Below are 22,586 nucleotides of genomic sequence, written 5' to 3'. Positions count from 1 at the left end.
TATAATTCCTCACTTATCACAGAGATGCCAGCAGTGCAGAGCCTGTCGAATTCAATTGCGAAACGGTCTGGTCGAGGGCCAGATATTTATCCCGCAAAATTTGTTCGTAGTTTGCCATTCTTAATTCCAGACGCTCACGGTCATCATAAAGCTGATCCCGGTCATCCTTCGCTGCACGCTCTCTTAAACTGATTAATCCACTGTATGACGTGTATTGATCAGTGAACTCATAGAGTTTAACGGCAATACCTTCGTTTTCATCAGTAAATAATTTGGCTATTTCGTCAAAATTATCTTCAAGTGCATCTTCAAGGCGCTCATTACCGGAGCCCAGACCGAAATCTGTGTCACCGATTTCCAGCTCACCATCGGAATTAAGCTCTACACCCAACTGGAATAAACCGCCAAGCGCAGAGGATGAAACACTGCCGCCGACAATCGAACCCAGTCCGGTCATGATGCCCCGCATCAGCGAGTCGCCGGCGAGATCACCGTCATCTTCCAGTTCAGATTCACCGTAACGGGTAAGGTTCTGCAACTCTTTGATAACGCTGTTATAGGTGTCGACAAAATCACGGATCTTTTTATCCAGGCCGTCACGGTCGTAACCAATTTCTAATGTTGATGTCTGAAAGCTCAGGCCATCAGCCGATTTTGGTGACACGCGCTCCGCTTCAAAAGAAACGTTCTGGATAGTGTTTTCAAATTCGTTGGTACTGCTCTCTACCACGATACCGTCGATGGTAGCCCGGGCATTGGTCGCAGACGTGATATTAGACGGAGAGATTAAACCGGCAGAGGTTGAGCTGCTTGTTGCCACGCGGTTGAGTTCTGCCGCACCGGTGTCATTGACAATTTCCAGATCATTACCGTCTCCGGTCACATCAGATGTAAAAACCAGCTTGGGGCCGGCCGATGTGCCCGTGTCGATAATATTGGCATTCACACCGAAATTATCTTCACTGTTGTTAATAGCTTCCCGCAACTGCGCCAGAGTCATACCGGCAGACACGTTGATAGTAAAGGAATCGCCGGATGCCCCTACATTAAACGTCAGGGAACCTGAACCGGAGCTCAATACAGCATCGGAAGAAGAAGAGAAATTACCGTCATCAGTGACAATACGGCTGCCCGTTGCCAGCTGCTCTACGGCAATTTCATAGCTGCCCCGCAGGGCAGAATTTGATGCATCTGCAGAAAGGATCTCTACATCTTCATCAGGATTGGTAATAGTAGGCTCACGACCATTGATGTCGTTATCGCTGCGCAGTTTATCGACTGCGTCCTTAAAATCGGACAATAAGGATTTAACCTGCCCGAGACCAGAAATTTCAGCTTCAATACGATCTTCACGCTCGTTCAGGCGCTCTTCTTTCGGCGTCCTTTCGGCCTCAAGCAGTTGCGTGACCAGATCGTCAAGCGCAAGTCCGGAACCAACACCTAACGATTGAATAGTCATTTGCTTACCTCATTTAAACTTTGTTGTTTACCAGCACTCCTACACTGCTGCCAACATCTTCCTGCAAGGTTTTAATCCGTTCCGCGAGCTTTAACACTTCATCGGAAGGGATCTGCCGGATGACATCACCAGACTCAGAATCTTTAACAGTAACCACTGAACGATTAGTATTTTCGTCAACGGAAAATGCCAGGTTTCGATTCTGAACCTGTAGGAATGCTTCCACCTCACGCGCAGCAACTTCGATGTCTTGCTGAGCCTGACCCTCTATGCTTACTATATCGGCAGCATCGGTCACACCTTGAGCATTTCGGGAAGAATTACGCTCTTCCTGTTGCTTATCGGTTGCTGATGCATTCTGGTTTGCAGGGGCAGGTGTTTGCACACGTTGAGACTGCACTTCTGTAAGGTTTGAAGCAGCAAAATTTTGGCCAACTTGTAAATTTGCAATTTCCACGTTTACCTCCATTCTCAAACGGCTCAGACGGGAAACAGAACTCCCTGTTTCCCCTTAGCCTTTCAAGTACGGCTCTCTACTATTATCCTAGCAGAGACAGAGCTGTTTGTGGACGCTGATTAGCCTGACTCAGCACAGAAACAGAAGCCTGCTGGATGATCTGATTACGGGTCAGTTCTGCAGTTTCAGACGCAAAGTCAGTATCACGGATACGTGAACGTGCAGTTGACAGGTTTTCAGAAATACTGCTCAGGTTACGAATAGTAGACTGGAAGCGGTTTTGCAATGCACCCAGGTCTGCCCGTGCAGCACCGATAGTAGAAATAGCGTTATCAATGGCCGTTAAAGCGGACGTTGCACCGTCTACAGTAGCAATTGACAATGTACCAACGCCCAGACCTGAAGCACCGTAACCACCGGTGCGTGACAGGTTCACACTGATAGTCTGACCGGCATTTGCACCTACCAGGAACGCGGCAGAATAACCGCCTTTCAGCAGGTCAACACCACCAAACTGAGTGTCGGTAGAAATACGGGAAATTTCAGTTTGCAGTGCTGCTACTTCTTTTTGCAGCGCCGCGCGGTCAGCTGAGCTGTTAATACCGTTTTGTGACTGAACAGCAAGCTGACGGATACGCTGTAGACTGGTTGTTACCTCAGCTAACGCACCTTCAGTAGTCTGCGTTAATGAAATAGCATCGTTTGCGTTACGCACAGCCTGGTTTAAGCCCTGAACCTGCGTAGTCAGACGATCGGAAATTTGCAGACCGGCTGCGTCATCGGCAGCACTGTTAATGCGGAAACCTGACGACAGTCTTTCAAAAGATGTGCTTAGCTTATTGCCTACATCGAACAACTGACGCTGTGCGTTGAGAGCAGAAGCATTTGTATTTACGTATAAAGACATTTGAATACCTCCTGGGGATCCGTTGCATACAATGCTACAATCAAATCCTTCCTGTTCAGATTCTCCGGGTCACTACTCCCATTGAATCCCCTCTTAGCGAACACATTCGGTGAATCGCATTAAAGTAATTAAATTACCCCTCAGCTATAGGTATCGGCGACTTCTTGAGGATCTTTAGCTTTTTTTCGAAAAAAATTTAAAATAATTTCAAGCCATTGATTTATAAATATTTTATATGATTAAAAACAGCTGAAAAGTAGTTTTAGAGGAGTATTGATAAAGATATTTAGTTTGCGAACGGGCAAAAATGTGCAAAATAGAAAAGTATAACTGGCACAACTTGTGTATCAGAGAAAATACATAACTGATGCAAACGCCAACAATTTGACAATTAGTTGGCACAGGAAATGCTAAGATTAGAATGAAGACTTCAGGTATGAAAATAATGCCGGGGGATTCATCATCGCCGTTTGATGAAAAAGTTTCGCTCTTAAAAAGAGAAGCAAATTACGGTGTTCCGGTACATCCTATAAAAAAGGCCGGAACAGATGTTCCGGCCAATTTGCTCACGTTAGGAGATAGAGCAAACTTTTAAAATGTTTCCAGTCGGCTGGCAGGAAAATTAGTAGAATTAACTGGCCTCTCAACCAACACTTCTACCTCTCAGTCCTGTTAGCCGGCGTTTTCTTGCTACGGCCCCCACCCGGGGGCCGTTTTTCATGGGCTGGCCTCTCATTTCCTACCCCCCATTTTTTACCCTTTATAATTACGCAGGGTATTGCGCTCTATTCCTTATTAACCTCCGAGCAGAGATAACGCTGCCTGCGGACGCTGGTTTGCCTGTGACAATATAGTTGTACTTGCCTGTTGCAGGATCTGATTGCGGGTAAGCTCTGCCGTTTCGGTGGCAAAATCTGTATCACGTATGCGGGATCTTGCCGCTGATACGTTTTCCGAAATGTTGCTCAGGTTGCGGATAGTTGACTGAAAACGGTTCTGTATCGCACCGAGATCTGCCCGTTTAGCATCAATATTGGAGATAGCCGCATCCACCGCTGTCAACGTCGCCGAAGCGTTAGACTCAGTAAGCACGTTAAGCTGGCTATTACCATTGGTCAGTCCCGAGAAGCCATAACCACCGGCACGTGAAATATTCACACCAATTGTTTGCCCGGCGTTCGCTCCGACCAGGAAGGCTGAAGAAAAGCCGCCCGTCAAAATATCCACACCGGCAAACTGGGTAGTTTGTGCGATACGGGAAATTTCAAACTTAAGCGCAGATACTTCTTTTTGCAGTGCCAACCGGTCCGCAGAACTGTTGATACCGTTCTGGGATTGAATAGCCAGTACACGAATACGCTGTAATGCGTTGGTAATTTCCTGCATCGCACCTTCAGCGGTTTGAGCAAGTGAAATACCGTCATTTGCGTTACGAACTGCCTGATCAAGACCCATGATTTGTGACGTCATACGGTCAGAGATTTGCAGACCTGCAGCATCGTCGCGGGCACTGTTGATACGGAAACCGGAAGACAAGCGTTCGAACGCAGTTGTCAGTGAACTTCCAGTGTTAAACAATTGTCGTTGTGCATTCAAAGATGACACGTTGGTGTTTACATACAGACTCATGGGTCTCTCCTAACAATTTAAGTAAGTGTTGTATTTATCTTTTTTATCAACACCGGTTTTTTAAAATCTGGCACAGCGTATGCTTGATAAGCTATGTCAGTGATAATTCTCTGACACTTCCGGGTCACTCCCGGGAGTTGAGCGTCACGCTCTGCTGACAGGCAGGTATGTTGTTCCAGACCTCATACCTCTCACTACCTCCTGGCTTCATTCCTGCCGGTCGGCCCCATCAACTAGTAAGTACTTACTATCATTATCAATCTAAATTTTCCCTAACCTTTATTCTTCTAATTTTTGAGGAAAATTATCTGGTCTGATGATAGCCGGCAATGTTCGGTTGTTTTGCCGGAGTAAGCGGGCTTGTCAAAATATTGCCACTTACCTGTCATCTCCTAACGATTTTTGTTGCCGGATATATTGCTTTTATTCTTTCCCGGCGGTGACAAATATTGTTTTTATTCTTGTCACTTTATTGTTCTTCTGAAGGTAGCCGGATGATTATTATTTTTGTACCGTGCCCCTTTGCTTTATGTATCGTACGGGGACGAAATTTTCTTTAGCCTTTTTTTAAAAAAAGCAGAGAAAAGAGATGGGATTTTTTGAGGATGATTGATTTTAAAGGAAAAAATGGCCGGACAAATTGTCCGGCCAACCGCTCTTCGTTAGGAGAGAATGAGCGTATTCTCACGCAAAGGGCCTTACGAGTCACTACCTCCCGGCTTCATTCCCATGCGTTTTCAGCTATACGGGTGATTAACCCAGTAACTGTAAGGCTGCCTGAGGACGCTGATTAGCCTGTGACAATACTGTAGTACTTGCCTGCTGGATAATCTGGTTACGGGTCAGGTCAGCGGTTTCTGAAGCGAAGTCAGTATCACGGATACGTGAACGTGCTGCAGATACGTTTTCTGAAATGTTGCTCAGGTTACGGATAGTAGACTGGAAACGGTTTTGCAGCGCACCTAAGTCAGCACGTACACCACCAATCGCAGAGATTGCGCTGTCAACGGCGTCCAGCACGCTTGACGCGCCGGCAACGGTAGCAACAGTCGCATCGCTCATGCCCAGGCCGCCGGCACTGAAGCCATTTATGCCCGCCAGATTGGCAGCAGAAAGGTTTACAGAGATAGTCTGACCGGCATTCGCACCAACCAGGAACTGCGCTGAGAAACCACCGGTTAAGATATCAACACCGTTGAACTGAGAGTCCGTAGAAATACGGGTGATCTCTGTTTTCAGTGCAGACACTTCTTTTTGCAGCGCCAGACGGTCAGCAGAACTGTTGATACCGTTTTGAGACTGAACCGCAAGCTGGCGGATACGCTGAAGCGCAGTTGTGGTCTCATCTAACGCACCTTCTGCTGTCTGTGACAGAGAAATCGCGTCATTGGCATTACGTACGGCCTGATTCAGGCCCTGAATTTGGGTAGTCATACGGTCTGTGATTTGCAGACCAGCGGCATCGTCTTTTGCACTGTTAATCCGGAAACCAGATGACAGACGCTCAAAAGAGGTGCTCAGGGAATTACCAACATCAAATAATTGACGCTGTGCGTTTAATGCAGACGCATTTGTATTAACGTACAAAGACATAGTCTCTCCTACACTCTCAGTCCAGCAGGGCTGGCTGCCGGAACTACCGGCGATTACAAATTAGTAGTCACCAAAACCTGAGGGGTAATTGATGAACTGGCTCTCTCAGTAGTGTTATCGACATGGGGGGATTTCCCTTTAATAAAAAAATACAAAAATTGCCGTAGAGCGGCAGACATTTGCCGCCTATACTTAGTTAACACGTTGGTTTTATAACTATTTTCTATGTCCGAAAAAATTTTAAAAATTGATCGTCTTTGCCGCATATCCAGCCCGTATGCCCACTCTGCCTTTACCGGACTGATAGAAAATGGTGAAACATTTCTTTGCTGTTACCGCCAGGCACTGACCCATGTCAGTGATGATGGCAGGATTGAGGTGACGTCGGTGACCGGTGACGGACGGGTGACAGACAGACAGCGATTGTCGTTACCGGGTTACGATTTGCGGGATCCTAAACTTTCCCGCGATGATAACGGGCGATTATGGTTAATTGCATTTGCCCGTCCGGTGACTCAGGCGACACGGGGAAACCGTTTTCAGATGGTGAGCTGGTTTTCCGGCTCCGGAAAAAGCTGGTCCTCTCCCCGTTTCTTCGGAGAGCAACACTGGTGGATATGGCGGATTATATGGCAAAACAACAAAGCGCTGGGCCTTGCTTACCATGGCGGTCCTCAGCAACTGACGTTATTTACCGGTCATCCCGGCAAAAATATGCAGCGTCACCCCATACCGGCGATGTCTCTGGCAAGAGATAAGTTGGGGTACCCTAATGAAAGTGACATGCACATTAGCAGTGACGGTGTGATTACCGCACTGGTCAGACGCGATGCAGACAGTTTTACCGCGCAGTTAGGCACAAGCAAGCCACCGTATAACCGCTGGTACTGGCGGGATTTAAAAACCTATATTGGCGGACCTGCCATGGTAATGTTGACGGAGGGATATGCACTGGTAGCCGGAAGACAATGGACGGGCAAAAAACTGGTGACACAAATCTGGTTGCTGGATTTGGCGAAGGCTTCACTGGTGCCCTGCCTCACTTTACCGTCCGGTGGAGATAACAGCTATCCCGGCCTTGTGATTCAGGACGACACACTGTTTATCAGCTATTATTCAGGCCACGCCGACGATGAAACCCGCGTGTATTTCGCACGGGTTTCAGGCGTTAATAAGTTAAGAGATATAATTAAACAGGGAAAGGTTTGAGACTTTCGGGAATGTTGCCAGGGCTGCGCTCAGCGCAGCTTCCTGTTTAGCAAACTCTGCTGACGCTTCTGCATAATCAGTTTCTTCAATCTGTGCACGGGCATCTTTTGCGGTGATTTCTAAGTCCAGATTAGTTTCATATATCGACTCCGCCACGTTCATCCGGCCCCCCAGCGATGAACGCTCAAGATTAATACGTTCCATGCCATTGTCCAGCCCCACCAGCGCATCGCCGAGGGCATCCGTTAACGCATCGCCGCTTAACGAATCATTAATCAGCTGATTAGCGATATCATTCAGCGTTTCGGCCACGTTTTTCTTCACCGGCGTATCCAAAGAGAAATTCACCGTGTCTCCGGTGGTTCCGTCAAGGGTAAATGCCATCCCTTTAATGGTGAACGGCTCTCCGGACGTGAAATCTACTGTACCTTCCACGGCACCGGTACCGGTATTCGTTAACTGTACCTGTCCGGTACCCAGTACTGTCAGTTGGTAATTATTATTTGCCGCTGTCACCGGGTCATAGTTATTTTCGTAAAACTGATCAAACGTGCCCTGCTCTCCCACCTTCGCCGTTTGCACGGTGGCGCCGGCAGAACCGGTTACAGTGAAATCAAAACGACTGAGCACATTTTCAAACACTTCCTGTCCGGACGTGCTGCGCTGCACCGTCACACTGTCTGAAAGCTTCACTGATGTCGCCCCTGAATCGCCGGTATAGAAAATAGCATTACCGGTGGCTGCGGGATTGAAGGTGAAAGCCTGCTGCTGCGACTGATAGCCGGCGAAAATATAGTTGCCGGCAGCATCCTGCGTGTTCATCAAATCGAACACCTCATTACGGATTTGTTCCAGTTCCACGCCGATTGCCCGTTTATCTTCGTCGGTCATGATGCCGGAGCCCGCCTGCACGACCAGAGTCCGTGCACGGTTCAGCGAATCATTAATATTGGTCAGCACTGCTTCCTGTTGTTCCAGGGCATTGGTCAGCAAGTCATTGTTGCGCTGATACTGAGTAAGCTTATCCAGTTGTTCGGTGATACGGATAACCTTTGCAGCTCCCACAGGGTCGTCACTGGGACGATTTAGTTTTTTCCCGGTCGCCAGTGCTTCCTGAGTATCTGCCAGGCCTTTTTGGTTATCCATGATGGCGCGGATATTTTGATCGTAAATCTGATTAGTTGAAATACGCATAAGTTACATTACCTCGCTGCCGATAAAATCGTATCGAACAACTCCTGAGCCGTGGTGAGAATGCGGGCTGCTGCAGCGTAGGATTGCTGATAGCGAACCAGGTTCGCCGCTTCTTCGTCCAGACTTACGCCGGATGTGGAATCAAACCAGTTTTCCGACTGAACTTTCATCGCCTCAGCGGCATCCAGAGAAATTTGTGCCGTAGCAGATTTCTCACCGACCCGTCCAACCAGCGACGAATAAGCATCATGAAAAGTACGCTGTTTATTCGAACTGTCACTGCTTAATTGTACCAGGCTTTCGCGCTGTAACGCCGCCATTTCTTCGGCGTTAGTATTGTCAGCAATCCCGTCAGTATTATAGGTCAGATTAAAAGAATCTCCCGCAACAGGAATACCGCTCAGGCTGACATCGTAACCGGGATAATCATCCAGCGCACTGAACGCGGCCGGCCAGGCGGGCCCTGTGCCATTCGCTTCCGCCTGTGCCAGCAAATTGTCGAAACTGGTCACACCGGATACGTTGGTTATGACGTTACCTGCATCGTCCAGCACCTGAAAATCACTGGCAGAGGTAAATACGATTTGCGCCGGTGCACCGACAGTACCACCCGGTGCAGCTGCCGCACTGTGTATACCGCCGGCGCCGTCAAAGGCAGACGCCTCAGCGCCTAAGGCAGCATCAACGGTAGTATTACTTATGGACACTTTACTGACCGTGGCATCACCAAGGTTAGATAAGCTGGCTTCTGCCCGCAGTGGAGCAGCAAAGGCGAGATCTTCCGGCCGGTCCGTTGCCAGCGTCAGATCGGATGCCGCATATTTAGACGGCTGGATCAAAAATTCATTGTCGACGCTGTAGCCCGTAGCAGCCTGAAACTCGACCTCAATGCCACCCGGCAATTCGTTGAAACCGGCTCCGACTGAGATCCCGGTAAATACCACATCAGCGCCGGAAGCGTCTTTCTTCGGCGTACCATCACCATTTAACAGCTCAACCGTCACTGAAGTGGGAAAGCCTGCGCCGTTTACCGCATCCACGGTAATTTTATAATCTGCGTCGGTAAGCTGATTACCCTGCCCTGCCGTTACCTGTGCCCGTACGGGTAAGTTATCCGGTGTTCCGCTGAACGGTAAACCGGTAAACTCCGGCATGGAAAAAATATCACCGCCAAGCTGCAGGTCTAAATCCATACCAAGACGGTTTTGCTGATTCACCGCATCAGCCATCGCCAGCGCCATCTGGCCAATATCACGTTGTGCCGGTCCGAGAATTTCATCGCGAAAACGGAATAAGCCACCCAGCGAACCGCCAAGATCTTTTTCATTCACGTTGATGGCAGTATTCTGTTTATTAGCAAAATTGGTGGTGAGTTGCAGTTCCTTGAAAGTCAGATCGGCATCATTGCCCAGCTCGAATAGATTAAAACTACCATCTTCCAGTACCAGCGACTCTCCGGATGATAAATTTACCACCACTGAGCCATACTGATTTTCACGCACTTCTACTGACATCAGTTCAGCCAGTTCGTTGATCGCCTTGTCACGTTCGTTGAGCAATGCTCCCGGTTCTTCGCCGCTACCGCCTCTGGCTGTCAGAACGGCGGTATTTAATTCACCGATACTGGCAATCAAACTGTTCGCCCGTTCAATCTGGCTGGTGAATTCCAGGTTCAGCTCTTCTTCTTTCGCTTCCATGAAGTCAGATAACGTGCTCATGCGGGATAACAATCCGGAAGCCTTACCCAGCACCGCTTCCCGGGAGGCAAGGTTAGTCGGATCATCAGACGCCGTTTGTATAGCAGCAAAAAACTGGCTCAGACCGTCTGCAATGGAGTTGGCTTCACTGGCCAGCAGATTATCCAGCGAGTTGGTTTTCTCCACGAAGGTTTCCAGCTCACCAACAGAGGTAATATCACGGCGCAACTGGTTTTGCGCAAAAATGCTGATAACCCGTTCCGTTGTGCCTTTACCCACACCACCTAAAATTGTACTTTCAAATACCGTGCGCTCGCGGACGTAGCCTTCCGTGTTTACGTTAGCTATGTTATTCGACGTTGTATTCAGCAGTTTGCTGCTGGCGGTAACCCCACTGTTAGCAATATTAAAAAGGTCAGTGCGGATCATGGTGTGACACTCCGTAACAGAACATCAAAAGGTTGAGCAGGTCCGGTATTCATGGCTGATATCCCTGTACTGCGTCACTGCGGTAAACAGCCATCACTTTACTGGCGTATTGCGGATCGGTAGCGTAACCGGCCTGTTGTAATTCATTAAAGTATTGCGATGCATCTGCACCGTTTGCCACAGCCTGCTGATAACGGGGTTGAGTACGGATAAAATCAACGTAATCAGCCAGTCCGGACTCCAGAGAGTCATACTGACGAAAAGCTGCTTTGCGCCGTTCGGGTACACCATTACTGAATTCCAGCGTATCAACTACGGCCTGGTCACCCTGCCACTGGTTGTTGGCTTTGATACCAAACAAATTGTGCGTGCTGTTGCCGTGCTTGTCGTGAATAACATACTGGCCCCAGCCGGTCTCAACGGCAGCCTGTGCAATAATAGCTCTGGCATCTGTACCCAGCGCTTCTGCGGCTTTTTCTGCGTACGGATAGAGGGTTTCCACAAAATCCTGCTGGCCACTGAACATTGCGGCCTTGTAGGCGGATTGCGAACCGGCAGACGCGGAGTCCAGCATTGTTGCCTGAGCGCGGCTTACTGCCTCTGCCCTTTCACGATTGATTGACGACAGATTGCCATCGGAGCGGAGGGTACTTGCCGGGCGGTAGTCCGGGTCCTGCTGACCAAGTTGCTTCACAATTAAATCAGCCAGACCGAGCCCGCCATTACTGGATAAGTCCACGGCCAGCTGTTGATCGTGCATATCGCGGTAGAACTTAACCTGCTCAGAGTTAAACGGACTGTCCTCATCAGCAAGAGCATCCTGGGCCTTGCGCATCGACTTCAGCATCATTTGCACAAAAATCGCTTCAAACTGCTGCGCCGCTTCCTGCAACACTTCACCGTTACCACTTGCCATGGCTTCACGCAGGTTATTAAGCCCGCTGATATCACTGGCATTACGGGCCATTTCTAACTGGCTTTGGGAAGTGTTTTGCAGATTCATCAGATAATCACCAGTTCACCACGAAGCGCGCCGGCCTGACGCAGGGCTTCAAGGATAGCCATCAAATCGCCCGGAGCGGCACCCACTTCGTTCACGGCACGTACGAGCTGGTCAAGTGTTACACCGGGCTCAAACTTGAACATACGGCTGTCTGCCAGATCCACATCCACAATAGACTGGGTCGTCACTACGGTGTTACCGTCTGCAAGGGCATTCGGCTGAGACACCTGTTGGTTCTCGGCAATCGTCACCGTTAATCCGCCGTGGGTGATAGCTGCAGGCAGCAGTACCACATCCTGGCCGATAACAATGGTGCCGGTACGGCTGTTAATAACCACCCGCGCCGGAGCGTCAGCAGGTTCGAAATCAAAATTCTCCACCGTCGCCAGAAAACCGACCCGCTGACCCACATCACGGGGGGCGGTAACACGGACAGATGCAGCATCAATAGGTGTGGCAATGGTATAGCCCTGATCCGGTTGTGCACCAAGACGTTCATTAATGGTATCGGCAAGCCGCTTTGCCGTAGAAAAATCCGGATAGTGCAGATTCAGTGTTAAGGTGTCGCCGTTAGCAAAACCGGAAGGAACAGTTTGCTCAACAAACGCGCCGTTCGGGATGCGGCCAACAGTAGGTGTATTCACCACAATGCGTGATCCATCTCCGCCCTGGGCACCGAAACCACTCACTACCAGACTGCCCTGAGCAACGGCATAGACTTTTCCGTCAACCCCTTTTAAGAAGGTTTGTAACAATGTGCCGCCTTGCAGGCTGCTGGCTTCGCCCACAGATGATACAGTCACATCAATAGACTGACCGGGCTTGATAAACGGCGGCAGTTCAGCATGTACGGCAACTGCTGCCACGTTTTTAATTTTAGGCTTAGTATTAGGATCCAGACTGATACCGAAGTTGCTGAGCATGGTGCGGAAGCTTTGTTCGGTAAACGGACTTTGTTCACCGGTGCCAGGCAAACCTACAACCAGTCCGTACCCCACCAGCTGGTTGCTCCGCACGCCCTGGATACTGGCCACATCTTTAATGCGTTGTGCGTCAGCAAGAGGTGCTGTAAATATCACAGCAGCGACAAGGAGAAATCTTAAAATTGGCATACGTCGCTCCTAGAAAGGCCACACGTCGGAAGAGAAAAAGCGGGTAAGCCAGCCCTTTTCCTGTGCCCGTGCAAAACTGCCTGTACCGCTGTACTGAATGCGGGCATTGGCTATCTTTGTCGACACAATTTCGTTCTCAGGACTGATGTCCGCAGGACGGATAATGCCGGTCAGACGGATATATTCATCCCCCTGATTCAGCGTCAGCCATTTTTCTCCCCGGATCACCAGATTCTGGTTTGGCATCACATCAACCACGGTAACCGAGATAGCCCCGGAAAGGCTGTTGCTCTGGTTCGCCTGGGCGTTGCCGGTAAAATCATTCGACGAATTCAGGCCGAACTGAATGGACTGGCTTCCAAGATTAATGGTATCGCCACCCAGGCCGGTTATTGGTTGCACATCCACACCGGTGCTTTTCGCTGTTGTGGTATCAGCCGTTTTCGACGCCGCGGTATTTTCACTCAGCGTAACGGTAATGATGTCGCCTACCCGACGCGCGGTCACATCAGAATACAAACTGTTTGCCATGTACGGGCGGAACAGTGCCCCGTCCTCAGTGATCTGCTCCCGGGGAATATCGGGGATCACCGGAGCAAACGCAGGATCATTCGCCTGGGCCGGTGGCTGCGGGGTGCTGTTACATCCCGCCAGCATTACACTGATTGCGATAAAGCCAAAAATTCGCATGACATCACCTGTTAAAGCTGCTGAATCACCTGACCAAGCATCTGGTCAACGGAAGAAATTACTTTTGAGTTCATCTCATATAAACGCTGACTTTCAATCAGGTTTACCAGTTCTTCCGTGACGTTCACATTGGAGGTTTCCAGCGTGCCCTGAGAAATCGTACCCAGCCCCTGTAAACCCGGCACGCCCTGAATCGGCGCCCCGCTGGATGCGGTTTCCACAAACAGGTTTTGTCCGGTAGGTTGTAAGCCGGTGGGGTTAACAAAATCAGACACGTTCAACTGGCCCAGCACCTGAGGTTCAGCCTGACCACGTACCGAGGCAGAAATCTCACCATCCTGAGAAATAGTAATTTGCTGGGCATCTTCAGGAACTGCAATTTCCGGCTGTAACAGGAAACCGGCGCCTGAGGTCACAATCTGGCCCTGATCGTTTAATGTAAACTGACCATTACGGGTATAAGCAATGGTGCCGTCAGGCTGCAGAATTTCAAAATATCCGCGGCCCTGAATAGACATATCCAGTGCATTTTCGGTAGTCAGCATATTGCCCTGAGTATGGGCTTTTTGCGTAGCAACCACTTTTGAACCGGAACCCAGCATCAGGCCTGAAGGCAATTCAGTGTCGGCCGACGAACGTCCGCCCGGCTGATTGATATTCTGGTACAGCAGATCTTCAAAGATCGCACGATCTTTCTTGAAGCCTACTGTTGAGGCGTTTGCCAGGTTATTGGATACCACGGCAACGTCGGTTTGTGCGGCGTCTAGCCCAGTTTTACTAATCCATAACGCAGGATGCATATCGACCTCCTGACCACCGGCAACAGCATGTGGTCGTTAGTTAAAAATTAAATTATGCGAAGTAGCTGATTGCCCTGAGTCGACAGCTGGTCAGCTTCTTTCATCAGCTTGACCTGCATCTCATAATGGCGTTGCAGACTGATCATATTGACCATCTCATCAACCGCATTCACATTGGAACTTTCCAGCATGCCCGTTCTGACCATAACATTTGCATCGGCATCGACTGCCGCGCCGTCTTTGGTTCTGAACAGACCGTCATACCCTTTTTCCAGGTTATTTAAATCGGGGTTAACCAGCTTTAACCGGCCCACCTCTTCCGACACATTCTCCGGTGCGCCAACAGGGCGGGTGGAAATGGTGCCGTCCATTGCAATATTCAGATTATCCAGTGGCACAGGCAGATAAATTGGCCCGTTGTCACCCATCACAATGTTGCCGTGCATGTCTGTGAGCATGCCGTCAGCACCAAGCTGAAAGCTGCCGTCACGGCTGTAAGCTTCCTGCCCGTCGGCGCCCTGAACGGAAAACCAGCCGTCTCCCTGAATAGCAACATCCAGATCGCGGTTGGTCTGCACCATCGCACCGGACTCGTAGTTATTAGACGGGCTTTCAGTCATGGAAAATACACGGGTCGGCAAACCTTCGCCGTATGCCGGCATAGCTCTGGCCTGTTCAAGCTGCGCACGGAAACCGGTGGTTTGCGCATTAGCCAGATTATTGGCGCGCACTCCGGTGGCCAGCAGGTCTTGCTTGGCGCCGCTTGCAGCAATATAGAGTAATTTATCCATGACTGACTTTTGACGTTTTTATGAACCTTACAGTGACAACTGCAATTCAAATGCCAAAAGTAAATTGACGTAAAGAAGGGAAAGTTTGACGGTTTGCTGACAAAGTTTCCTCGCCTGACAACACGGGCGGAGGGTAAATTTCAGCGTGCAGAATGTGAGTGAACGCCCCGCTGCGGAAATAAAACAGGCCGGAAAACCGGCCTGCCTGAATGTTATACCACTGACGTATTAACGGATATTCAGAATTGTCTGGTTCAGCTGGTTATTGACCTCCAGCGCCCGTGAGTTCGCCTGGAAGTTACGCTGAGCGATGATCAGGTCAATCAGCTCGGTAGTCAGGTTAACGTTTGCCTGTTCCAGAGCTGATGAGTTAATTTCACCGTAAGTACCGGTTGTGGCTTCACCAGCCAGTGCCTCACCGGAAGCAATTGATTCTTTCCACTGGGTGCTGCTTTGCTGGGTCAGGCCCTGCTCGTTTGAAAAGCGCACCAGCGCAACCCGTACGATAGGCTCAGAAGTTCCGTTAGAGAAGGTCGCCCGAACCAGACCGTCGGCACCGATATCGATACCAGTTAAACGGCCTACCGGTAAACCATCCTGCTCCAGTGAAGTAACCTCAAACGCTGACGCAAACTGAGTCGGTTCGTTGGTGGTTGCCCCCGCCGGATCAAGGTTAAAGTCTATTGCAATTTGTTGTGACGGATCAGAACCGTTTGACAGAATAGTTCCACCTAAGGCTTCTGTTTGAATCTTCAGGTTAGTCTGAGCCACACCATCCGGCGATTCAATGCCCACAAAATCACCGCCCTGACTGAAAGACATTTTCGCCACGGTGACTGCTGAACCACTTGCAGTACCAACCACGTTCGTCGCCGTTGCCGGGTCTGAGTTAGTCCCGTCAGAGTTCACCAGATCGACGAGATTGTCATCGATGGCAGTAGCAACATACCAGTCATTAGTGGTTGTAGCCGCCGGGTCTTTAATGAAATAGTAAGTCATTACATGGCTGTCACCCAGTGAATCATAAACGGTCACCGATGTAGCCGCGTTATAAGTCAGCGGATCGTCCGGATTAAATAATGTAGGGTCCAGTGCCTGATCCCCTGCCGGCAAGTTCATCCGGATATCCACTTCGCTTGTTTGTTGCGGCGAACCGGATGAATCAGGAATGCGTACGGGAATGGTAGTACTTAATGCTACAGATGAACTGGTGCCATCTGTATTTACCGGAAATCCTAATAAGTTGTCACCATTACTGTTCACAACGAAGTTATCTTCATCCAGCTTGAACTGTCCGGCACGGGTAAATGAGAAGTCCCGTGATGTGATTTCAGGCACCGTAGCAAAGAAGCCGTTACCTGTGATCGCAAGATCCAGAGAAGTATTAGTAAACTGTAAACTACCCTGAGAAAACTGCTGTGCCACATCTTGTGTCAAAACACCGTCACCGACTTTTGTTTTACCGCCTGCCAGCAATGACGATGCATAGACATCACCAAATTCTGCGCGGGACTCTTTAAAGCCCACCGTGTTGACGTTCGCGATGTTATTGGCGGTTACGTCGAGATCTTTCTGCGCGGCTGCAACGCCACTAAGTGCAATATTAAAAGACATAACTCTTTCTCCTGTTAACTGCCTATCTGGATGACGTCGCTGAGGTTGATACTCACATCACCCGCCAAATTCAAAATAATGCCCTGACTGCTGCCAGTCATGCTGACACTGCCTACCTGCCGGTTAATAGCAGTAGGAACGGTTGTCCCTTCATTGTCGACGGTGCCGTTAGCATTAACCACATATTCTCCGGCCGGCATAGGATTGCCGTTTGTGTCTGTTCCGTCCCAGTTAAACTGGATATTTCCTGCCGCCTGCGTACCTGCATCAATGGTCTTAACAATTTCACCATATTGATTTTCGATGGTGATCTTCAGATCCTGCACGGTCTGATCGTTAACCAGTACGCCACTGAAGCCGGCACCTTCTTCTGCCATGTAGCCCACATTACCTTCCACCAGCACCTGCTGACCGATCAGACTGGAAGCCTGCAATGCCTGGTTGGATGTCATGGACGCGGCAAAGGATTCGAACTTTTCATTCAACTGGGAGATCCCGTCTGCCATCGTGAAAGATGTCATCTGGGCAACCATCTGATCATTGTCCACCGGTTTAGTTGGATCCTGATTCGCCAGCTGCTCTGTAAGCAATGAGAAAAAGTCTTCCTGAGTCAGGCGCTGTTCGCTGCCATCGGCAACGGCTACACCTTCTTCCTGCCAGTAGAGCTCTGAATTTAAGCCGGTCGTATTTGAAATAGTACTCACGAAAATACCCTCTGCTCAGCGCGGTTACTGACCGCGACCAAGCTGCAGTACCTGACGGAAAATACGTTTGGTTGTATCAGCAACCTGAACGTTTGTTTCGTAGCCTTTCGAAGCGGACATCATATTTGCCATTTCTTCGACAATGTTGACGTTGGGCTTGTAGATATAACCGTTTTCATCAGCCATGGGATTGTTCGGTGCATACTCAATTTGCAGAGGTGCATCGCTCTCCACTACGCCTTTAACCTCAACACCCACGCCTTTGCTCTGTTCATCAGATGCTCTGGCAAGTTCTGCGGCGAAAACCGGATAGCGTGCCTTATAGGTTTCTTCGTAACTGCTGCTGACGCTGTTAGCGTTAGCAATGTTACTGGCGGTGGTGTTCAGACGGACACTTTCTGCTTCCATACCGGTACCGGAAATGGACATGACATTAAACAGGCTCATTAACTTTGCCCTCCACTTAAGGCCTTCTTCATACCTTTCAGTTTTCCTTCGAGAAATTGCAGGGTTGCCTGGTATCTCATTCCGTTATCCAGAAAGGCATTTCTTTCAGCCTGCACTTCAACGGTGTTGCCGTCCCCGGTGTCGGGCTGATTTGGGATTCGATAATCGATGTCGAAGCTGTTGATATTAAGACCGCCACCAATGTGATTTTCATGAGTGCGCTGCAAAGAGCCCTGGCGCTGTTCACTGCGGGCGCTTTCCATGGCTTGCTTAAAGTCTATATCGCGGGCTTTGTAGCCGGGTGTGTTAGCGTTTGCCAGATTACCGGCAATCACTTCCATCTTCTGCTCTCTGATATCCAGCGCTTTTTTATGGAAACCGGTCAGATTGTCTAAGTTGATGGCCATGTAAAACACTCCACAGGCAAAGATTCCTACAACATCGAATTAAAAAGAGATTCAGAGTATGAATCGTCGTTTTCTTATTGTTGAAAACTTTGCAAATGAAGTGCCAAGTATTTTTTGACGCCCCGGGCGGGGCGTCAGGAGATTATTTATTTCTTTGATAGTAAAGGCCGGGATGGCACTTCACCATGGTAAAGTGAGATCCGGCTTCACCGATAGATTCCGAAGCGCCGAGGAACAAAATCCCCCCGGGCTGCATCTGGGCGGCAATTTGTTGCAGTATCTTTTGTTTCACATCTGCCGGAAAATAAATCAGTACATTACGGCAAAATACGATGTCGAAGCGACCCAGGGCTGTATAACTGTGCAGCAGATTCAGGCTTTTGAAAGTAACCATTCTGCGTACTTCCTCATTGACCTGAACCATACCCTCACTGTTGGGAGAGAAATAGCGTTGTCGGCGTTCTGCCGATAACCCGCGGGCCAGAGAAAGTTCGTCATACACACCTTTGTTGCACTTCTCCAGCATGGCCGACGACAAATCTGTGCCGGTAATTTCCACACCTGCTCTTAAAGCGCCGGGTTTTTGCCGCTGAAATTCCAGTACTGACATAGCGATGGAGTACGGTTCCTGTCCTGAGGAACAGGCAGCACTCCAGATCCGCAACCGGCGATTTTCACTGGCGTACTGCGGCAAGATATTATTGATAAGTAATTCGTAGGGATAATTATCACGAAACCAGAGGGTTTCATTGGTGGTCATGGCATCCAGAACGGATTGCAACAGATTACGGTTCCCACCGCGTACCACTGCTGCAATCAATCCGTCCAGACTGTCGTAGTCGTATTCGTACATCAAAGACGACAAGCGGCTACGAACAAGATATTGCTTGTTGTCGCCTAACGAAATGCCACACTGTTGCTGCAGAAAAGTTCCGAACTGACGGTAACTATCGGCAGACACTTCTTTATTTTTCAAGCTTCCCTGGCCCCGTCAATCAGTTAGACAACCATTTACCTACAGCAGTAGCAAGTTCATCAGGATGGAATTTTGCAATGAAATCATCGGCACCGACTTTTTGCACCATCGCCTGATTGAATACCCCGCTTAACGACGTGTGCAGAACCACTTTTAATTTCTGCAATTCAGGGGTGTTTTTAATTTCAGCCGTCAGTGTGTATCCGTCCATTTCCGGCATTTCTATATCGGAAACCAGTACGCCCACTTTATCTGTAACGTCGCCGGTTTCAGCAGCAATCTCTTTGAGACGGTTCAATGCTTCCAGGCCATTCTTAGCCAGCTCCATTTTCAGTCCCAGTGCCGTCAGCGCTTTTTTCACCTGACTGCGGGCAACAGAAGAGTCATCGGCAATGAATATAATCTTATCTTCCTGAGCAGTGGTATCCAGCCCGGCGATAACATCTTCACTGACCTCGGCTTTGAGCGGAGAAATTTCGTTAAGAATTTTTTCTACGTCCAGAATTTCCACCAGCTCTTTATCCACTTCCGTAACGGCAGTGAGATAACTGGCGCGGCCCGTACCCTGCGGCGGGGGCATAATGGCATCCCAGTTCGTATTGATAATGCGTTCAACCGCGCCAACCAGAAAGCCCTGTACTGAGCGGTTGTACTCGGCAATAACGATAAATGCTGTTTCGAGGTTTTCAATCCGTCTGCCGCCTGTTGCCATGCTAAGGTCTATGACAGAAATGGTTTGCCCGCGGATATGCGCGATTCCCCGTACCAGTGAATTCAATTTAGGCATTGCTGTCAATGGCGGGCACTGCAGTACCTCCCGCACTTTGAACACGTTAATACCAAAGCGCTGACGGCCGTTGAGTCTGAATAACAGTAGCTCCAGCCTATTCTGCCCCACTAACTGCGTGCGCTGGTTAACGGAATCAAGAATGCCTGACATACATCACCTCTAATTTAAATTGGGCACGAACATTGCGTTTCACCATATCACTTAATGTTTAAAAACAGAATCGCCAAAAAAGTGACACTTTAACCGTTACGAATCTAAGGGTTCTGCTTTTAATCATAGTCAAAATACAATGAACTGAACACGAAAAAAGTCATCATGCAGAAAAAGTTATCGAAATTATTGCAGAAATCTTTAAGCAGGCCACTGATGGTTATGTTGCTGATGATGCTAAACATAGCCAGTATCCCGGCATTTGCCCAATCTTCAGCGCAGATGCGGGAAAAAATTCAGCAGGAAGCTCAGGCTTATCTGTTAGGCGAAATTGGTGACGCTCACGGCGACGATAATATTCAGGTAAGTATTGTGCCTGTTGATGACCGCATTCAGATCCCCGTCTGCCATACTCCTTTTCAGTATCACGCAGACAGCAGCGCCTTCACCCAGTCCTATATTTCAGTAAGAGTGAGTTGCGGCAACAATGACTGGTATCTGTTTACCAACGCTCGGGTTGCGCGGACCCGCACGGTGGTGGTGACCTCCGGTCTTATCAGCCCGGGCACAGTGCTGACATCAGCAAACCTGAAGCTGGCTGAAGTAGACATTAACCAGCTGCGGCACACCAGTTACATGTCGCAAAAAGAACTTATCGGTGCGAGGATGAAAAGACGGGTCCGTGACGGCCAGCCTGTACAGGCAAATATGCTATGCTTTGTCTGTAAAGGTGATCGCATCACTATCCGTGCTCAGGCCGCGGGAATGCAGGTGAAAACGGCCGGCATCGCTAGACAGGACGGGGTAATAGGCGATAGTATTCAGGTAGTTAACGCATCGTCGAAAAAGACGCTTATCGCTGAAGTTGCCAGCACGCAAACAGTGGTTGTGAATTTATAGCCTGAAACAGTAAAAAACACTGAAAAAAGGTTAAAGATGCGCCAGTTCAGGCCGATAACGTGTATGAGGTGTTATTGGTAGTGGAAAAAATTTATGGCAATCAACAATGTTAACAATGGAACCCCTAAGGCGCCCATTGACAATGCAAAGCTGAATAATCAGCAGGCACAGACACAAACGGCGCAGCAACAGGAAGCTGCGGCGAAAAATACACAGACGACGGCTCCGCGCCAGGATTCTGTCTCACTGACTCAGTCTGCTCAGCAGTTAAGTCAGGTGCAGAAGAAAGGCACTGAGGCGCCGGTCAATCAGGAAAAGGTCGACAAACTGAAGAAAGCCATTCAAAGTGGTGAGTATAAAATCGACCCGGATTCCCTGGCGCAGAAAATCGCACGGTTAGAAGCGCAGGTTTTTGGCATTAAATCGTAGAGAGTAATTTATGTCGCAGTCACTGGTACAGGCACTGGAGCAACAGATCGCAAACTTAACGCATCTGGCAACTTTGCTTGAACAGGAATTGCACCTGATCAGCTCCCGGGATGCTGAGGCATTGATGAATCTGCTCAAGGATAAAGAGCAAACCCTCGATACCATTCAGCAAAGTGATATTGCTATCAGTAAGCAGTACACTGCACTTACAGCGGAAAAAACAGCGCCAGACGATGTTACCGCCTTGATTGCCCAGGCCAAAAAGCTTCTCGAAGAGTGTCAGTACCGTACATCAGTTAATCAAAAAGCTGTTGAACAGGGTCAGCTCAGGTTGACCCACCTGCGTAATTTAATGCTGGAAGTCCGCGCCAAAGAATCTCTGACCTACGATAAAAGCGGAAAGCCGAAAGGCTCCGGATTAGGCAGAGGCGTGAGCGCCTGATAATAGTGACAAGTACCAAAAAGCCCGTGGAAACGGGCTTTTTTGCTTTTTACAGAAGATCTGAGTCAGAAAACCGGCTCAGTAATAAGTAACGTCCCTAATCCTTTTAGGCTTAGCGGTTGTCAGGTAAATATCGTACACCTTACGCATGTCCAGCTCTAACTCAGTAGCGTAAGTATCCTCGCCCACCGGATAACTTTTTATCACCCTCGCGCCGCGGATCACGCCTTCAACGGATGCTTTTAATTGTGAATCTTGCATCACCATGTTCGCCACCGACTGGGAACCATTCAGTCGCTGACCATATACTTGTTCAGCCAGTTCACGGTAGGCATCCAGCTTTGATGCTTTCATTGCCATCAGGGAGCGGTCATTTTCCGTCTGACCCATTTGCTGCGCAACCGGTGCATATCCTATCGCTGTCAGCACGGGGTAACTTTCCGGCTCCACCACTTCCCACTCAACATGCTTATCAATAAGCCCTGAGCAACCACCCAGCAGTAATACCAGACTGACGCCTGTAGCTCTTGCTGATCGCAGGATAATAGATTGCATAACCCACCTGTAGTTCTTAATCAGTTTGCTGAAAGTCGCTGAACACCATTGTTCTGCATCCACAGCAGATTGTTTCTGTTACCCGTTTCCAGCAATAACCGTGCCCTGATGTTCTGCGCCATTTTTCAGACGCAATTTCAGGAACGTTTTTTGCTCTTGTCTTTGCACATAAACCCGGAAACGCTGCTTTGCCAGCGGTTCC

At 49.1% G+C, this 22,586-nt stretch carries 24 protein-coding genes; 5 read left to right on the top strand and 19 right to left on the bottom strand.

All coding sequences use genetic code 11. The features are described from left to right. Positions 1-16 precede the first annotated feature (16 nt). The 3 genes from fliD to DS731_RS06300 form a co-directional block, all read right to left on the bottom strand. Positions 17-1,459, bottom strand: coding sequence for a flagellar filament capping protein FliD (gene fliD, locus DS731_RS06310; RefSeq protein WP_119500529.1), 1,443 nt, complete (start codon positions 1,457-1,459; stop codon positions 17-19). 13 nt (positions 1,460-1,472) lie between these two features. Beyond that, the gene (locus DS731_RS06305) at positions 1,473-1,916 is read right to left on the bottom strand and encodes a flagellar protein FlaG (protein ID WP_232373497.1); all 444 of its coding nucleotides are present in this window, start codon (positions 1,914-1,916) and stop codon (positions 1,473-1,475) included. Between the two features lie 82 nt (positions 1,917-1,998). Next, entirely contained in the window at positions 1,999-2,823 is an 825-nt protein-coding gene (locus DS731_RS06300) for a flagellin N-terminal helical domain-containing protein (RefSeq protein WP_119500527.1), read from the bottom strand. Between the two features lie 421 nt (positions 2,824-3,244). Here DS731_RS06300 and DS731_RS21880 point away from each other — a divergent pair, with 421 nt between their 5' ends. Beyond that, positions 3,245-3,418 carry a hypothetical protein gene (locus tag DS731_RS21880; RefSeq protein WP_161599112.1) on the top strand — a complete coding sequence of 58 codons (174 nt, stop codon included), beginning with the start codon at positions 3,245-3,247 and terminating at the stop codon, positions 3,416-3,418. Positions 3,419-3,618: 200 nt separating this feature from the next. Here the strand turns inward: DS731_RS21880 and DS731_RS06295 are convergent, their stop codons facing one another. Then, on the bottom strand, positions 3,619-4,452 hold the full coding sequence (locus tag DS731_RS06295; RefSeq protein ID WP_119500526.1) for a flagellin N-terminal helical domain-containing protein: 834 nt from the start codon (positions 4,450-4,452) through the stop codon (positions 3,619-3,621). Between the two features lie 753 nt (positions 4,453-5,205). Continuing rightward, on the bottom strand, positions 5,206-6,045 hold the full coding sequence (locus DS731_RS06290; protein WP_119500525.1) for a flagellin N-terminal helical domain-containing protein: 840 nt from the start codon (positions 6,043-6,045) through the stop codon (positions 5,206-5,208). Positions 6,046-6,270: 225 nt separating this feature from the next. Between DS731_RS06290 and DS731_RS06285 the strand changes: the two genes are divergently transcribed. After that, positions 6,271-7,254, top strand: a complete 984-nt coding sequence (locus tag DS731_RS06285) for a hypothetical protein (protein ID WP_119500524.1) — start codon at positions 6,271-6,273, stop codon at positions 7,252-7,254. On the opposite strand, the gene flgL is transcribed toward DS731_RS06285, so the two are convergent. From flgL to DS731_RS06220, 13 genes are all read right to left on the bottom strand, one after another. Further along, positions 7,222-8,448, bottom strand: a complete 1,227-nt coding sequence (gene flgL, locus DS731_RS06280) for a flagellar hook-associated protein FlgL (RefSeq protein WP_119500523.1) — start codon at positions 8,446-8,448, stop codon at positions 7,222-7,224. The genes DS731_RS06285 and flgL overlap by 33 nt on opposite strands. A gap of 8 nt (positions 8,449-8,456) precedes the next feature. Next, positions 8,457-10,574, bottom strand: coding sequence for a flagellar hook-associated protein FlgK (gene flgK / locus DS731_RS06275; RefSeq protein ID WP_119500522.1), 2,118 nt, complete (start codon positions 10,572-10,574; stop codon positions 8,457-8,459). 49 nt (positions 10,575-10,623) lie between these two features. Beyond that, positions 10,624-11,577 (bottom strand): flagellar assembly peptidoglycan hydrolase FlgJ, encoded by a 954-nt coding sequence (flgJ, locus tag DS731_RS06270; RefSeq protein ID WP_442858440.1) that lies wholly within the window; start codon positions 11,575-11,577, stop codon positions 10,624-10,626. Then, on the bottom strand, positions 11,577-12,689 hold the full coding sequence (locus DS731_RS06265; RefSeq protein ID WP_119500521.1) for a flagellar basal body P-ring protein FlgI: 1,113 nt from the start codon (positions 12,687-12,689) through the stop codon (positions 11,577-11,579). The genes flgJ and DS731_RS06265 overlap by 1 nt, the downstream gene beginning before the upstream one ends. Positions 12,690-12,698: 9 nt before the next feature. Further along, on the bottom strand, positions 12,699-13,379 hold the full coding sequence (flgH, locus tag DS731_RS06260; RefSeq protein ID WP_119500520.1) for a flagellar basal body L-ring protein FlgH: 681 nt from the start codon (positions 13,377-13,379) through the stop codon (positions 12,699-12,701). Positions 13,380-13,390: 11 nt separating this feature from the next. Next, complete coding sequence (gene flgG / locus DS731_RS06255) at positions 13,391-14,179, bottom strand: flagellar basal-body rod protein FlgG (RefSeq protein WP_119500519.1); 789 nt, start codon at positions 14,177-14,179, stop codon at positions 13,391-13,393. Between the two features lie 47 nt (positions 14,180-14,226). Continuing rightward, the gene (gene flgF, locus DS731_RS06250; protein WP_119500518.1) at positions 14,227-14,970 is read right to left on the bottom strand and encodes a flagellar basal-body rod protein FlgF; all 744 of its coding nucleotides are present in this window, start codon (positions 14,968-14,970) and stop codon (positions 14,227-14,229) included. A 228-nt stretch (positions 14,971-15,198) separates the two neighbouring features. After that, the gene (gene flgE / locus DS731_RS06245; RefSeq protein ID WP_119500517.1) at positions 15,199-16,584 is read right to left on the bottom strand and encodes a flagellar hook protein FlgE; all 1,386 of its coding nucleotides are present in this window, start codon (positions 16,582-16,584) and stop codon (positions 15,199-15,201) included. 14 nt (positions 16,585-16,598) lie between these two features. Further along, positions 16,599-17,288 (bottom strand): flagellar hook assembly protein FlgD, encoded by a 690-nt coding sequence (locus DS731_RS06240; protein WP_119500516.1) that lies wholly within the window; start codon positions 17,286-17,288, stop codon positions 16,599-16,601. Between the two features lie 24 nt (positions 17,289-17,312). After that, positions 17,313-17,735 (bottom strand): flagellar basal body rod protein FlgC, encoded by a 423-nt coding sequence (flgC, locus tag DS731_RS06235; protein ID WP_119500515.1) that lies wholly within the window; start codon positions 17,733-17,735, stop codon positions 17,313-17,315. Next, complete coding sequence (flgB, locus tag DS731_RS06230) at positions 17,735-18,142, bottom strand: flagellar basal body rod protein FlgB (RefSeq protein ID WP_119500514.1); 408 nt, start codon at positions 18,140-18,142, stop codon at positions 17,735-17,737. The genes flgC and flgB overlap by 1 nt, the downstream gene beginning before the upstream one ends. Before the next feature lie 142 nt (positions 18,143-18,284). Beyond that, complete coding sequence (locus tag DS731_RS06225; RefSeq protein WP_119500513.1) at positions 18,285-19,118, bottom strand: CheR family methyltransferase; 834 nt, start codon at positions 19,116-19,118, stop codon at positions 18,285-18,287. A gap of 19 nt (positions 19,119-19,137) precedes the next feature. Then, positions 19,138-20,058: a chemotaxis protein CheV gene (locus tag DS731_RS06220; protein WP_119500512.1), complete on the bottom strand. Its 921-nt coding sequence runs from the start codon at positions 20,056-20,058 to the stop codon at positions 19,138-19,140. 165 nt (positions 20,059-20,223) lie between these two features. Here DS731_RS06220 and flgA point away from each other — a divergent pair, with 165 nt between their 5' ends. The 3 genes from flgA (at position 20,224) to flgN (ending at position 21,829) form a co-directional block, all read left to right on the top strand. Beyond that, positions 20,224-20,958, top strand: a complete 735-nt coding sequence (flgA, locus tag DS731_RS06215) for a flagellar basal body P-ring formation chaperone FlgA (RefSeq protein ID WP_232373496.1) — start codon at positions 20,224-20,226, stop codon at positions 20,956-20,958. A 93-nt stretch (positions 20,959-21,051) separates the two neighbouring features. Next, positions 21,052-21,387 carry a flagellar biosynthesis anti-sigma factor FlgM gene (gene flgM, locus DS731_RS06210; protein ID WP_119500510.1) on the top strand — a complete coding sequence of 112 codons (336 nt, stop codon included), beginning with the start codon at positions 21,052-21,054 and terminating at the stop codon, positions 21,385-21,387. Between the two features lie 10 nt (positions 21,388-21,397). Beyond that, positions 21,398-21,829 carry a flagellar protein FlgN gene (gene flgN, locus DS731_RS06205; RefSeq protein ID WP_119500509.1) on the top strand — a complete coding sequence of 144 codons (432 nt, stop codon included), beginning with the start codon at positions 21,398-21,400 and terminating at the stop codon, positions 21,827-21,829. Between the two features lie 78 nt (positions 21,830-21,907). Here the strand turns inward: flgN and DS731_RS06200 are convergent, their stop codons facing one another. Further along, entirely contained in the window at positions 21,908-22,384 is a 477-nt protein-coding gene (locus DS731_RS06200) for an LPP20 family lipoprotein (RefSeq protein WP_119500508.1), read from the bottom strand. Positions 22,385-22,586 lie beyond the last annotated feature (202 nt).

Origin of the sequence: Alteromonas sp. RKMC-009 (assembly GCF_003584565.2) — a bacterium.
Classification (GTDB): domain Bacteria; phylum Pseudomonadota; class Gammaproteobacteria; order Enterobacterales; family Alteromonadaceae; genus Alteromonas.
The sequence above is the reverse complement of the archived record's forward strand: the minus strand, read 5'-3'. Positions and strand labels throughout refer to the sequence as shown.

Coding starts and splice junctions, on each gene's coding strand:
- DS731_RS06295 (WP_119500526.1), bottom strand. CDS start 4,452: ATGAGTCTGTATGTAAACACCAACGTGTCATCTTTGAATGCACAACGA.
- flgN (WP_119500509.1), top strand. CDS start 21,398: ATGTCGCAGTCACTGGTACAGGCACTGGAGCAACAGATCGCAAACTTA.
- flgL (WP_119500523.1), bottom strand. CDS start 8,448: ATGCGTATTTCAACTAATCAGATTTACGATCAAAATATCCGCGCCATC.
- flgM (WP_119500510.1), top strand. CDS start 21,052: ATGGCAATCAACAATGTTAACAATGGAACCCCTAAGGCGCCCATTGAC.
- flgG (WP_119500519.1), bottom strand. CDS start 14,179: ATGCATCCTGCGTTATGGATTAGTAAAACTGGGCTAGACGCCGCACAA.
- flgB (WP_119500514.1), bottom strand. CDS start 18,142: ATGGCCATCAACTTAGACAATCTGACCGGTTTCCATAAAAAAGCGCTG.
- DS731_RS06220 (WP_119500512.1), bottom strand. CDS start 20,058: ATGTCAGGCATTCTTGATTCCGTTAACCAGCGCACGCAGTTAGTGGGG.
- DS731_RS06300 (WP_119500527.1), bottom strand. CDS start 2,823: ATGTCTTTATACGTAAATACAAATGCTTCTGCTCTCAACGCACAGCGT.
- DS731_RS06200 (WP_119500508.1), bottom strand. CDS start 22,384: ATGCAATCTATTATCCTGCGATCAGCAAGAGCTACAGGCGTCAGTCTG.
- DS731_RS21880 (WP_161599112.1), top strand. CDS start 3,245: ATGAAGACTTCAGGTATGAAAATAATGCCGGGGGATTCATCATCGCCG.
- flgA (WP_232373496.1), top strand. CDS start 20,224: ATGCAGAAAAAGTTATCGAAATTATTGCAGAAATCTTTAAGCAGGCCA.
- fliD (WP_119500529.1), bottom strand. CDS start 1,459: ATGACTATTCAATCGTTAGGTGTTGGTTCCGGACTTGCGCTTGACGAT.
- flgF (WP_119500518.1), bottom strand. CDS start 14,970: ATGGATAAATTACTCTATATTGCTGCAAGCGGCGCCAAGCAAGACCTG.
- DS731_RS06265 (WP_119500521.1), bottom strand. CDS start 12,689: ATGCCAATTTTAAGATTTCTCCTTGTCGCTGCTGTGATATTTACAGCA.
- flgH (WP_119500520.1), bottom strand. CDS start 13,379: ATGCGAATTTTTGGCTTTATCGCAATCAGTGTAATGCTGGCGGGATGT.
- DS731_RS06290 (WP_119500525.1), bottom strand. CDS start 6,045: ATGTCTTTGTACGTTAATACAAATGCGTCTGCATTAAACGCACAGCGT.
- DS731_RS06285 (WP_119500524.1), top strand. CDS start 6,271: ATGTCCGAAAAAATTTTAAAAATTGATCGTCTTTGCCGCATATCCAGC.
- flgJ (WP_442858440.1), bottom strand. CDS start 11,577: ATGAATCTGCAAAACACTTCCCAAAGCCAGTTAGAAATGGCCCGTAAT.
- flgE (WP_119500517.1), bottom strand. CDS start 16,584: ATGTCTTTTAATATTGCACTTAGTGGCGTTGCAGCCGCGCAGAAAGAT.
- flgC (WP_119500515.1), bottom strand. CDS start 17,735: ATGAGCCTGTTTAATGTCATGTCCATTTCCGGTACCGGTATGGAAGCA.
- flgK (WP_119500522.1), bottom strand. CDS start 10,574: ATGATCCGCACTGACCTTTTTAATATTGCTAACAGTGGGGTTACCGCC.